Origin of the sequence: Actinomadura soli (genome assembly GCF_005889715.1) — a bacterium.
Taxonomy (GTDB): Bacteria; Actinomycetota; Actinomycetes; order Streptosporangiales; family Streptosporangiaceae; genus Spirillospora; species Spirillospora soli.
In genome coordinates, this window is record NZ_VCKW01000267.1 from 1 (window position 1) to 11,158 (window position 11,158).

11 protein-coding genes and 3 pseudogenes are annotated in these 11,158 nt (G+C 72.6%); 4 read left to right on the plus strand and 10 right to left on the minus strand.

What is annotated here, in order from left to right:
* From ETD83_RS34240 to ETD83_RS34250, 3 genes are all read right to left on the minus strand, one after another.
* Window positions 1-608 (minus strand): protein kinase domain-containing protein (locus tag ETD83_RS34240; RefSeq protein WP_205718032.1); only part of this gene is annotated, 608 nt, incomplete at its 3' end.
* Window positions 605-1,348: a hypothetical protein gene (locus ETD83_RS34245; protein WP_138649355.1), complete on the minus strand. Its 744-nt coding sequence runs from the start codon at window positions 1,346-1,348 to the stop codon at window positions 605-607. The genes ETD83_RS34240 and ETD83_RS34245, both read right to left, overlap by 4 nt.
* Before the next feature lie 23 nt (window positions 1,349-1,371).
* Window positions 1,372-1,938 (minus strand): hypothetical protein, encoded by a 567-nt coding sequence (locus ETD83_RS34250; protein WP_138649356.1) that lies wholly within the window; start codon window positions 1,936-1,938, stop codon window positions 1,372-1,374.
* A gap of 156 nt (window positions 1,939-2,094) precedes the next feature.
* Here ETD83_RS34250 and ETD83_RS34255 point away from each other — a divergent pair, with 156 nt between their 5' ends.
* Window positions 2,095-3,051: a zinc-binding dehydrogenase gene (locus ETD83_RS34255; RefSeq protein WP_138649357.1), complete on the plus strand. Its 957-nt coding sequence runs from the start codon at window positions 2,095-2,097 to the stop codon at window positions 3,049-3,051.
* Here ETD83_RS34255 and ETD83_RS34260 read toward each other — a convergent pair.
* Entirely contained in the window at window positions 3,035-4,123 is a 1,089-nt protein-coding gene (locus tag ETD83_RS34260) for an alpha/beta hydrolase family protein (RefSeq protein WP_138649358.1), read from the minus strand. The two genes, ETD83_RS34255 and ETD83_RS34260, sit on opposite strands and share 17 nt — an antisense overlap.
* A 200-nt stretch (window positions 4,124-4,323) precedes the next feature.
* Here ETD83_RS34260 and ETD83_RS34265 point away from each other — a divergent pair, with 200 nt between their 5' ends.
* Window positions 4,324-6,297, plus strand: coding sequence for a TNT domain-containing protein (locus ETD83_RS34265; RefSeq protein ID WP_230421370.1), 1,974 nt, complete (start codon window positions 4,324-4,326; stop codon window positions 6,295-6,297).
* Here ETD83_RS34265 and ETD83_RS34270 read toward each other — a convergent pair whose 3' ends face one another.
* Window positions 6,298-6,960: a hypothetical protein gene (locus ETD83_RS34270; RefSeq protein WP_138649359.1), complete on the minus strand. Its 663-nt coding sequence runs from the start codon at window positions 6,958-6,960 to the stop codon at window positions 6,298-6,300. It abuts the gene before it with no gap.
* Between the two features lie 45 nt (window positions 6,961-7,005).
* Window positions 7,006-7,800 carry a class I SAM-dependent methyltransferase gene (locus tag ETD83_RS34275; protein ID WP_230421371.1) on the minus strand — a complete coding sequence of 265 codons (795 nt, stop codon included), beginning with the start codon at window positions 7,798-7,800 and terminating at the stop codon, window positions 7,006-7,008.
* A gap of 167 nt (window positions 7,801-7,967) precedes the next feature.
* Here ETD83_RS34275 and ETD83_RS34280 point away from each other — a divergent pair, with 167 nt between their 5' ends.
* Window positions 7,968-8,843 carry a polysaccharide deacetylase family protein gene (locus ETD83_RS34280; protein WP_230421372.1) on the plus strand — a complete coding sequence of 292 codons (876 nt, stop codon included), beginning with the start codon at window positions 7,968-7,970 and terminating at the stop codon, window positions 8,841-8,843.
* Here the strand turns inward: ETD83_RS34280 and ETD83_RS46175 are convergent.
* The 4 genes and pseudogenes from ETD83_RS46175 to ETD83_RS46190 all read right to left on the minus strand — a co-directional run.
* Window positions 8,840-9,118 (minus strand): response regulator transcription factor, encoded by a 279-nt coding sequence (locus tag ETD83_RS46175; protein ID WP_407921539.1) that lies wholly within the window; start codon window positions 9,116-9,118, stop codon window positions 8,840-8,842. The genes ETD83_RS34280 and ETD83_RS46175 overlap by 4 nt on opposite strands.
* Window positions 9,119-9,169: 51 nt before the next feature.
* Window positions 9,170-9,379: pseudogene (locus ETD83_RS46180) on the minus strand (response regulator); the annotation flags it as partial.
* A 53-nt stretch (window positions 9,380-9,432) separates the two neighbouring features.
* A pseudogene (locus tag ETD83_RS46185) lies at window positions 9,433-9,792 on the minus strand (hypothetical protein); the annotation flags it as partial.
* Window positions 9,683-10,102, minus strand: a pseudogene (locus ETD83_RS46190) (histidine kinase dimerization/phosphoacceptor domain-containing protein); the annotation flags it as partial. The pseudogenes ETD83_RS46190 and ETD83_RS46185, both read right to left, overlap by 110 nt.
* A 605-nt stretch (window positions 10,103-10,707) precedes the next feature.
* Between ETD83_RS46190 and ETD83_RS34290 the strand changes: the two are divergent.
* Entirely contained in the window at window positions 10,708-11,127 is a 420-nt protein-coding gene (locus ETD83_RS34290; RefSeq protein ID WP_138649362.1) for an alpha/beta fold hydrolase, read from the plus strand.
* Window positions 11,128-11,158 lie beyond the last annotated feature (31 nt).

An 11,158-nucleotide genomic window follows, 5' to 3' on the forward strand; every position in this document is an offset into this window, starting at 1 on the left:
CCGCCGCCACCGCAAGCCAACCGCGCCCCGACCGCCTTGGCACCGCTCAGCTGGCCAGTATCTCGATCATGGGCAGGGTTCCGTCGATGGTGGCGCCCGCGGACTCCGGCGAGATCGCGGTCTCTTCCCGCAGTGTCGTTGTGATCTTCATGGGGACGGCTTGCTCTGCCCGTCGTCCCGGACGAGGACGTTCGCGGGCTTGTAGTCCCGATGGACGACCCCGGCCGCGTGGGCCGCGCCAACCCCAGCAGCGAGCCCTTCAGCGTCGCCAGCGCGGCTTCGGGCGCCAGCGGGCCGTCGTGCTCGTCCAGGATGCGGCGGAGCGAGCGGCCGGGCACCGCCTCCAGGATGATCGCCGCGCCCCACGGCGACTCCAGGTAGTCGAGCAGCCGTGCCACATGCGGGTCGTTCACCCGCTTCAGCATCACGGCCTCGTCCCGGAAGGTGCTCCGCGCCGCCGGGTCGCCGAGCAGTCCGGTGGCGAGGTACTTGATCGCCACCGGGCCGCCGCCGGACTCGTGGCGCGCGAGCACGACCTCTCCCTGCGCGCCCGTGCCCAGTTCGGCGAGCTCGACGTATCCAGGCAGCCGATGCTCGCGCGGGGTCACTGGCCCGTGTTGGTCTGGATCTCGCTGACGACGAGCGGCGCGGGCTGGGATGTCATGGTCATGGTTCCGAGGTCGCCCTGCTGGGGGTTGCAGGCGGGGCCCTCGCACGTCCAGGTGAGGTTCCAGGTGATGGTGGCGGTGATCTCGTACTTCCCGCCCGGCTGGCCGGCCGAAGACCGCTTGTAGGTGTAGTGGCAGGTCTTGCCGTCCTGGCTTCCGGCGGTGTCGCAGACCTTCTGGGTCTCACCCATGTTCCAGGTGACGGACTCGGGCCGCGCGGTTGCCTGGATCAGCTGGCCGTTCCCGCCGATCGGGCGGGTCTGGACGACGTCGAAGCCCTCGACCCAGAGCGAGGTCCGCACCTGGACGTAGGTCTTGCCGTCCGGCGCGGTGTGCACGACCGGCATGGGCAGCACGGCGGAGCTCTTGGCCGCCGCGACCCAGTCGAGGGTGGTGGGAGCCGCCGCCGCCGGCGCGCCGCCACCGTCGACGGGCACGAAACCCGCCGCCTCGTTCGCGGTCAGTCCCTCGGGCGGCGGAGGCTCCACGGGTCCTGAGTTCCCGCCGGAGCCGCCTCCGCCGGTTCCGCCGCTGCCGCCCCCGCCCTTGTCCGACCAGTTGCACGTGAGGCCCTTGCAGGGAGCGGCCAGTGCGGGGACGGCGGTGAGCAACGGGACCGCGAGGATCGCGGCGGTGATCGCAGCGGAGGATGCGCGGCGGCTGGTGGTATGGGGAGACATCGTGTGTCCTTCCCTGCGGACCGTCAGCATGGCTTGTCCCGGACGGTGGCGGCGACCTTCCATGCACCGGAGTCGTACTGGACGGTCGCTCGGTACACGTAGGCGGTGCCCGGGCCACCGTCGATGCGCTTGCCCGTCTTCGCCGAGAAGCGGTAGGCGGCGAGCGTGCGGACGCAGTCGATGACGTAGAACTTCGTGCTGTCCCTGGCGCGCGCGTACACGCGGGGATTGAGCGTGTTGGTGAAGCGCCAGATCTCGCCCTTGGCCTTGGTGGCCTCCACGTCCCTCGTCACCTCGCTGAGGAGCGGGTCCATGGCGACGGCGGGCAGGTCACCGGCGTTACTGGTCTCGTAGGCCTTCATGTAGGCGGTCTGGTAGTCGCGGTAGCGCTTGAGCACCGTTTTGAGGAGTTGCTTCTCCGGGATGCCGGACGGGGCCGCGGCGGCGGGGGCCGGGGCGCCGCCGTCGTTAAGGGAGCCGTTGGGGGCTAGTTCGCCGCTGGAGGACGAGCCTGAGGAGCCGCAGCCGGCGACCAGGCAGGCGGTCAGAAGGAGTCCCAGTGAGGGGGTTCTGACCAAGCGGGCGCGCATCGTCATCCCTGAGCGGCAGCCGGCAACGGGGCGGAATACGCGCAGAAGCTTACAGAGACGCGTGGGGCGAGAAAAGAGCCCCGTTGGGGACGGCTTGACCTCGACCGGGCTTGAGGTAGCACGCTTCGGGTGAATGCCGTGATGGGAGGGGTTCTTATGCGTGCGGTGTGGTTGAAGGAGTTCGGCGGGCCGGAGGTGCTGGTGCCGGGAGAGGCGCCGGATCCGGTGCCGGGCGAGGGGAGGGTGCTCGTCGCGGTGGAGTTCGTCAACATCACGTTCGTGGAGACGCAGATGCGGGCGGGCACCGGGCCGGCCCCGGTGCGGTTGGAGCCGCCGGTCATTCCGGGGAACGGGGTCGGCGGTGTGGTCGCGGCGGCCGGGCCGGGCGTCGATGGCGGGCTCGTCGGACGGCGGGTGGTGACCAGCACGGGAGGCACGGGCGCGTACGCGGAACTGGTCGCTGTGGACGCCGCGGGCCTGTTCGAGGTGCCGGACGGCCTCGCGCTCGACGACGCGGTCGCGCTGCTGGCGGACGGCCGGACGGCGGCGATGATGCTGAACGCGGCACGGCCTCGTCCGGGGGAGCGGGTGCTGGTGGAGGCGGCGGCCGGCGGGGTCGGGACGCTGCTGGTCCAGCTGGCGAAGGCGGCAGGCGCGACGGTCGTCGCGGCGGCCGGTGGGGCGCGCAAGGCCGAGGTGGCGCTGGGGCTGGGCGCGGACGAGGCCGTCGACTACGGCGAACCCGGCTGGGCCGGGAAGGCGGGGGAGGTGGACGTGGTGTTCGACGGCGTCGGCGGCGATGTGGCGCGTGAGGCGTTCACGCTGGTCCGGCGGGGCGGGCGGATGGTGAGCTTCGGGCTGGCGAGCGGCGAGTGGGCGGGCATCCCGGAGGAGGACGCGGCGGAGCGGGGGGTGACGCTCGTCCGGCCGGCGGCGGCACCGGAGGAGCTGCGGGAGTTCACGCGCGGCGCGCTCGCCGAGGCGGCCGCCGGGAGGCTGCGGCCGGTGATCGGGCAGCGTTTCCCGCTGGACGGGGCGGCGGACGCGCACAGGGCCATCCAGTCGCGTGCCACGGTCGGTAAGACGCTGCTGGAGGTCAGGCGACCTTCTTGAGGAAGGCGCTTAGCGCGTTCTCGTAGGCGGTGGGGTCGACGTTCCACGACTCGGTGTGTCCGCCCGGTGTGGCTATGTGGGTGACCATGCCGGGTGGGGCCGCCTTGGCGAAGGTGTAGGCGGCGCCATTGTCGACGGTGGCGTCGTCGGCGGCGGTGAACAGCAGGACCGGTGTGCGCAGCTTCGGCGCGTACCGGCGCTGGTCGAAGTCCGACAGGTCGATCCCTATGCGCCACTCCAGGACGCGCTTGGCGACGCCGGTGACGAAGCCTGGCAGGTTGCGGGCGTCGCCTTGCTTGTCCAGGGTGGCGCCCCAGTCGAGGACAGGGGAGTCGAGGATGACGCCTCTGATGAGGGTCGGGTCTTCGCGGAGGGTCCTCATGGACATCGCGCCGCCCATCGACCAGCCGTACAGGACGACGCCCGTCGCGCCGTGCGCGCGTGCGTAGCCCATGGCGGAGAGGACGTCGCGCCATTCCGTGTCGCCGAGGTGGTTCTTCCCGTCGCTGGACGGTGGGGCGCCCACATCGTTCCGATACGCGATGGACATCATCGGCAGGCCCGCTGCATGAACGGCCCGCATGACGCGGAACGTCTCGGCCTTGTCCGCGTTCCGTCCGTGGACGCCGATGACCCAGGTGCTCTTGGGCGACGCACCTGGGATCAACCATGCGGGCATGGGCCCTGCCTGGGACGGATACATGACGTCCTGGAAATCGAGCCCGAGAGCCCTCTTCGGGTCACTGTCGTACACCCAGTGGTCGACGGTCGCTAGGGAGCCCTTGACGAGGACACCCTCAACGATGGACGAGACTTGGCGGATGACCTGCTCGTCATTGCCGCCGGTGACGGGGCCTAGGAGAGCGCGTCCGTCCTTCCAGGCGAGGGCCCACGTTCCCGGACGTTCCGTCGCCTCGTCCCGGGGCAGCGTGACCGTGCCGTTCGCCGTGTCCAGGACGGTGAGCGAGTAGTCGGCCGAGTGGTCGACCTCGATGGCGACGCCCGCGAAATACCAGCCGATCCCGCCGAGAACCGCGCCCGCCAGGACGACGATCACGACCGCAGCCGCCATCAGCGGGCGGACACGGCGCCGGCGCCGGACCCGTGGTTCGGGCGCGGCGGGGGCCGGCGACTCAGGGACGGTGGTCGACACGACATATGAACTTAGCCTCCCCTGAGAGTCTCGGACGCCCGGGCCGTCCCGCAATCCGATGATCAGTGCGGTTAATCTGCCGGACAGGTGCCAATGTTCGGTACGGAGGGACGCACGGCGTGACGGGGCAGAACGACCGCAGCGCGGAGATCGAGGGCGGGGTCGTCGCGTTCGCGCGGGGGATGGCGCCGCCCGGATGGCGGCGGATCGACCTGCACTGCATCGCGACCGTCGCCGTCAACGACGTCGCCCTGACCGTGCTGACCGGCGAGGGCAAGACGGTCACGGCGGAGACCGTCCCGCAGGAGCTGACCGGCCTGCTGATGGACCTGCGCCGCGCGCACTACGTGTCCGAGCAGGGCACCTGGTTCTCCATGGTCGCGATCATCGAGCCGGGGTCGGCGCGGCCGCTGTACAACTACGACTTCGATCCGCTGTGGGATCCGCCGATCCCGGCGGAGTACTGGCGGCGCGACCAGATCGTCCTGCCGCGCGACGGGGCGAACGTGCCGGGCTGGCTGCGGGACCGGCTGGAGGGCCGCGAACCCGCCGCCGCGGCCGTGGCGGACCCGGAGCCGATGGATCCGGTCGAGCAGATGGAGCTGCTGTCGGACCAGCTCACGATCGTGATCGCCGATCACGCGCCGCCGCTCTGGCGGACGATCTCCGGGTACTACCAGGCGGTGGGGGAGCACGTGGAGTTCCCCGCGATGACCTGCGACCGCGCGGACGGCGCCGTGACGCCCTGGACGGCGCCCGCCGCGGCCGCGGGCCTCCTCGACCGGCTCCGCGCCGGGACGCACGCGTTCCAGGGCTCCACCTGGTCCCGGGTCGACTTCGAGGTCGTGTACGAGGACGGCGACGTCCGCTGCAGGGCGAGCTTCAGGCATGACGACGAGCCGCAGTGGGATTCGGAGCCGTCCTCCGCCGACGTCCGGCGCGAGCTTGAGCGGTTCCCTCGCGACGAGGTCCCGGGGTGGATGGCGCACCGGCTCGGCGGCCGTGCCCATCCGGCGACGGTCGCCGACATGCCGGTGCCCTCGCCGGGCGGGCTCCGCCGGGCGCGGATCTTCGACCATGCGGGGCCGGACGGCACCCGTCCTGCCGTGTCGCGCCCGCCCGTCCCGCCGGACGAGGTGGAGCGCGTGACCGAATACCTGCGCCAGGGCCCGATCGTCATGGCGGCCCGCTCCAATGCCCCGGACAGGCTCGACTCCTCACGCGGCGCGGCCGTCCCGCTGACTTTCCACACCGATGGGACCTGGGTCTGGTCAGGGGCAGTGGCCTATTACCTGAGCGAGCATGGTGTCGCGCCGGAGGCTGATCTGGTCGCGCACATACGCGCCAATGGGTTCCGGGTGCCTGATGTTGACGACGACACCATGAGTGCTGCGAATGCGGCCGTGACGGGTAGGGCGGTGCCTGAGCGCGTCCGGACGGACGGAGCGGATGGAGCGGATGGAGCGAATGTGCCGGGCGTACCCGCAGCCGACTGGGTGAGCACCCTCCAGCACCGCCTGGACCAACTCCGCGTCGACCGTGCCGCGTACCGCATCAAGGACACCGCAGAAGGCGTCTGGTGCCTCCTGCCAGAAGGGGACCGCTGGACGGTTTTCCAGATGCGAGACGGTGAGCGGCGCAAGGAGGTCACGTTCGACGACACCGAACAGGCCGCCGCCCATCTGCTCGGAAGTCTCCTCCTCGACCCGCGCAACACCGTCCAGGACGGGCCGTTCGAGCCGCTCAGGGGCGAGCCCCCGCTCTCCCTCCTGCGCGACCGGCACGTGATGGAGCTGTCCACAGGAACGGAAGTCGACCGCTACGGCGGCTCCGAGGGGAATGTGACGTACGCGGCGCGCACGCCGTATCCGCGCCGGTCGCTGCCGCGCGAATGGCAGGACCGCCCGTACCACGTCTACCGGCTCCAGCGGCCGGAGGACGTGCTGACGGGGACGGCCGTGCCGTGGTTCGGCCAGCCGGGCGGCGGGACGGCGCACGTGTTCCGCCGTTCGATCGCCGAGCTGATGGCCGACGGCGTCCTCGTCGAGATCGACGTGCGAGACGTGAGCGACGCGAGCGCGGGGCCGGACTGATCAGGCGGTGCCGATCGCGGAGACCAGATCCAGCCCCAGCAGCAGGTCGAGGCGGATGAACGTCTCCAGTTTCGCGCCCGGCGGCACGCCGGTGTCGGCGGCGAGCCGGTCGAGGACGGCGAGCGCGCCGGGGCTGCCGAGATCGTCCGCCAGGGCGGCCTCGGCCTCCCTCGCGTACTCGCGGTTCATGGGGCGTCCGGGCGACGTCGCCCACTCCGCGATCTTGCCGCGCCACCCGTCCAGCCGTTCGGCGGCCCTCGACAGCCGGGCCTCGGACAGCTCCAGCGGCTCCCGGTAGGGGACCTCAAGCATCGCGAGCCGCACCGCGAGCGGGTCGGTGGGCGCGGGCGTCCAGCCGCCCGTCTCGCGGGCTACGACCAGGGTGAGCGCGTCCGGGCGGGCGGCTTCGTCCGCCACGTAGACGTCGGCGTCCGCCAGCGGGACGTTCAGCAGCTCGAAAGAGGCGATGTTGAAGTCGTCCAGCGCGAAGGGCGAGGTGGCCGCGACCCGGACGTGGCGTCCGGCCCGTCCGGCGACCCGGCGCAGCAGGTCGGCGACCACCGGAACGCGGTGTCCGGCGCCGCCCAGGACCTGGACGCGCAGGCCCGGCCCGGCGGGCAGCGGCTCGGCCCGCCCGGTGCGATGGTCGTACAGCCGCAGCATGCCCCCAACCCTAGGGCGCGCGGCCCTGGGGCGCGCCGCCCGGGATCAGAGCTGCGGGTCGGACGGCATCGGCCCCGTCGGCAGGGGCACGGCGCCGTCCGGCTTGCGGATGGCCGCGAACCGGAGCCGCACGTAGTCCGCGACCCATCCCGACTCGCGCCGCAGCGCCGGGGCGGCGAGGTCGTTGACCCGGTCGAGCAGCGGATCGACCAGCTCGGGCGGGACGTCCGCCAGCGCGGTGGCCGCGTACGCGCGGACCCAGTCGGCGGCGCCGTTCGGGCCCTCGGTCATCCGGGTCGGACGGTCGGCGTGCTCCAGCAGCCGCAGCGTGAACCCGGCCTCCTCCAGCTTCGTCGCGTACTCGGCGGGGCTCGGGAAGTACCAGGGCAGGTCCGGCTCGCCGAGGCCGAACACCCGCCAGGCGGTCTGCATCGCGACGATCAGCTCCGCGCAGTTCCCGGCGCCGCCGAGCTCGCCGACGAACCGGCCGCCGGGCCGCAGCGACGCGTGGACGCGGCCGATCACGGCGTCGGGGTCGCGGGTCATCCAGTGCAGGGCCGCGTTCGAGGCGACCGCGTCGAACGACTCGCCGACGGTGAAGTCGTGCGCGTCGCCGAGCACGAACGACAGCCCCGGATGCATCGCGGTCGCCTGCGCGACCATGTCCGGGTTGCCGTCGATGCCCAGCACCTCGGCGCCTCGCTCTGCGATCTCCGCGCTGAACGCCCCGGTGCCGCACCCGAGGTCGATGGCCCGTTCGCCGGGCTGCGGATCGAGCAGGTCGACCAGGGGCGCACCGTGCGCGGAGACGTACCCGAAGGCGGAGTCGTACGTCGTCACGGCCCAATTCACTGTCGTAATTTATCGGACATCGCCCCGAGGTGACGCGGTGACGGGCACGCTCCCGCCGTCCGGAGGACGATCTTCAAGAACCCGCCCTTGACGGCATGTGTCGCATAGGTGACGGAGGGTAGAAGCCGCCCAAGTGAGACGTTCGGGGGTGCGTGGTGCGGATCAGGTCAATCACCGTCATCGGTACCGGGCTCCTGCTCGTCGCGGGAAGCGCCTTGGGCACCGGTTGCAGCGGTCCGGAGGAGAAGCGGGCCCGGACCGCGGGCGGGAACGCCGCGATGAGAGAACGGGCCCAGGAGAAGCGAGCGCCGGTGCCGCCACCGCCCAGGAAGATCGACTGCGACCGGGTCAAGTGCGTCTCGCTGACGTTCGACGACGGGCCCGGCGCCTACACGGGACGGCTGCTGGACACCCTCAGGGCGGGCGGCGCCCGCGCGACGTTCTTCATGCTGGGTGAGAACGTCCAGACCCACCCGGACCTGGTGCGGCGGATGGCCATGGAAGGGCACGAGGTCGCCAACCACACCTGGTCCCATCCGGACCTCACCACGCTGCCGCCCGCCGAGGTGCGGTCGCAGATCCAGCGGACGCAGCAGGCCGTCAAGAACGCCTCCGGGGTCGCGCCGACGCTGATGCGCCCGCCGTACGGGGCGACGAACACGCAGGTGGGACGTGCCATCGGGATGCCGCTGATCCTGTGGAGCGTGGACACGCTCGACTGGCGGCACAAGAGCGTCAGCCGCGACACCAGGATCGGGGTCAAGGAGCCCGAAGGCGGCGGCATCGTGCTGTTCCATGACATCCACAAGCCCAGCGTCGACGCCATCCCGAAGGTAGTGGACGGCCTGAAGAAGCGCGGGTTCACGCTCGTCACGGTGTCGGAGCTGTTCCAGGGGAAGCCGCTCCAGCCCGGTCAGACCTACACCGAGCGCGTCCAGAAGACCGAGGCGGTGACGGGGAGCCCGTCCCCGTCCGGGCCTGCCGGAGCCCCGGGGAGCGGGCGCACCGGCCCTTCAGGCGGCGCCGGCTAGCCGCGAGGGTGGACCAGGGCGTTGTCGAAGGCGAAGACGACCGCCTGGATCCTGTCGCGAAGGTCGAGTTTGGCCAGGATGCGTTTGACATGCGTCTTGGTCGTCGCCTCGCCGATGTGGAGGCGGGCGGAGATCTCGGCGTTCGACAGTCCGTGGGCCACCAGCAGCAGGACCTCGTGCTCGCGGTCGGTGAGGCGGTCCAGGCGGCGCCGCGCGCCGGCGTCCGGCGGGGCGGGCGAGGTACGCGCGAACTCGGCGAGCAGCCGCCGGGTCACCGACGGGCCGAGCAGGCCCTCGCCCGAGGCGACGGTCCGGACGCCCTCGATCAGCGTCTCCGGCGGGGTGCGCTTGAGCAGGAGGCCGCCGGCCCCCGCCCGGACGGCGGCGAAGACGTACTCGTCCAGCTCGAACGTGGTCAGCACGAGGACCCGGGACGCCGGATGCCGTGCCGTGATCTCGGCGGTGGCGGCGACGCCGTCCATGACGGGCATCCGGACGTCCATGAGGACCACGTGCGGCGCGAGCGCCGCGGTGCTCCGGACGGCTGAGACGGGCCCGGCGGATCGGAGGCTGCGCCGTCGTCGGTCACGGTGACCCGCACGTCGTCCCCGGCGCGGGCGACCAGGATCCGGACCGTCCCGGCGGAGGCGTGCCGGACGACATTGGTGAGCGACTCCTGGACGATCCGGTACAACGTCTGGGCGGCGGGTTCCCCGAGCGGGGGGCAGGCCGCCGTCCACGGCCAGGTCGGCGCGCAGGCCGGGCGGGAGACCGGCGACCAGGCCGCGCAGCGCCGCCGCCAGGTCGGGCGGGTTCGGCGGTTCGGACTCGTCCAGCAGCCCGAGGACGCGGTCGAGGTCGCCGAGGGCGGCGCGGCCGACGTCCTCGATGCTGCCCAGCGAGCGGCGCACGTCCGCGCGCTCGTCGCCGAGGGACAGGCGGGCCGCACCGGCGTGGGTGACCATGACCGTGACGGCGTGCCCGACGGCGTCGTGCAGTTCGCGCGCCATCCGGGCGCGCTCGTCGGCGAGCGCGCGCCGCCGGAGCGCCGCGGCGCGGGCGGCCTCGTGCGCCCGCAGCGCGGCGGCCGCCTCCGAGCGCGAGCGGGCCGCGTCCCCGGCGAGCAGCGCGCCGCCGTGCAGGAGCGCGCCGAGCACGAGCGCCTCGGTGTTCTCGGTGGCGAGTGCGACGAGGTCCGCTGCGACCGGGACGGCGGCGAGCTGCGCGGTGCGCGGGCGGAACCGGGTCTGCGCGACCATCGTCAGCGCCAGCGCGGACGCCGCCGAAAGATTGGTGAGCGGGTGCCCGGCGAACCACACCACCGCGGCGGCCCGCACGGCGACCGGCCCGTGGAGCGCCGACGCGGTGACGTCGGAGTCCCCGATGGGTGATGGTCGCCGAGACGTAGGCGACGAACACGTCCAGCGCGACCCAGTGCCACCGGCGACCGGCGAGCCGGTCCGGGCCCCACCGTCGAAGGTCCATGGCGGTCAGCGTATGAAAGGTCCGTGATCTGGGGAATCGTCCGACCGGAGGACGATCCGTACCCCTCCAGGGGGACGAACCGGATCCCGGCCGGGGGACGACCGGGCCCCGCCGCCGTTCCTAGCGTCGCGGCCATGATTTCGACACAGACCCCCGCGTCCCTGCCGCGCCGGCTCGGCGGCGGCGCGCTGATCATCACCGGGGCGCTGCTCGCCCCGCCCGCCGCGGTCGTCGCGTTCCTCCTCGCCGCCGCGGCCGGCGCGCCCCTCCCCGCCTGCGCGGCGATCGCCCTGGCCGCCACCGCCCAATGCGCCGGAGCCGTCGCGTACCTGGGCGGATGGCTCGCCCGCACGCGCGGCGGCGGACTCGTCGCGATCCTGTGCCCGACGAGGAGATCGATCCCCTGTTCGACGAGCTGCTGTCGTCGGTCGGGTCCGCCGCGACCTGCCGTCCCGGCCGCCCGCTCCACGAGACCGCGTCGCGGTCGGGCTTCTACTCCAACCAGATGATCTCCGAGGACGTCCTGAAGGTCCCCGACCCGCGCCCCGCCCTGCGACGCGCGGCGGCGCCGACGCTGATCCTGCGCGGCCAGTGCGAGTACAAGAGATGGGAGATCGCCCGCGAGTACCGCGACGTGATCCCGGGCGCGAAGCTGGTGCATGTACCGGGCGCGGGGCACGTCATCGACGCCGAGCAGCCCGGTCTTCACCGCTCCGCCGTCACCGCGTTCCTCACCGGGCGCCCGCTACCTCTGACCCCCTACACCGGCCGGAACGCCCCGCCTACCACGAGGCGCTGACCCGGCGGCCCAGCGCGGTGACTCAATCTTT

Coding starts and splice junctions, on each gene's coding strand:
- ETD83_RS34245 (WP_138649355.1), bottom strand. CDS start 1,348: ATGTCTCCCCATACCACCAGCCGCCGCGCATCCTCCGCTGCGATCACC.
- ETD83_RS34250 (WP_138649356.1), bottom strand. CDS start 1,938: ATGCGCGCCCGCTTGGTCAGAACCCCCTCACTGGGACTCCTTCTGACC.
- ETD83_RS34255 (WP_138649357.1), top strand. CDS start 2,095: ATGCGTGCGGTGTGGTTGAAGGAGTTCGGCGGGCCGGAGGTGCTGGTG.
- ETD83_RS34260 (WP_138649358.1), bottom strand. CDS start 4,123: ATGGCGGCTGCGGTCGTGATCGTCGTCCTGGCGGGCGCGGTTCTCGGC.
- ETD83_RS34270 (WP_138649359.1), bottom strand. CDS start 6,960: ATGCTGCGGCTGTACGACCATCGCACCGGGCGGGCCGAGCCGCTGCCC.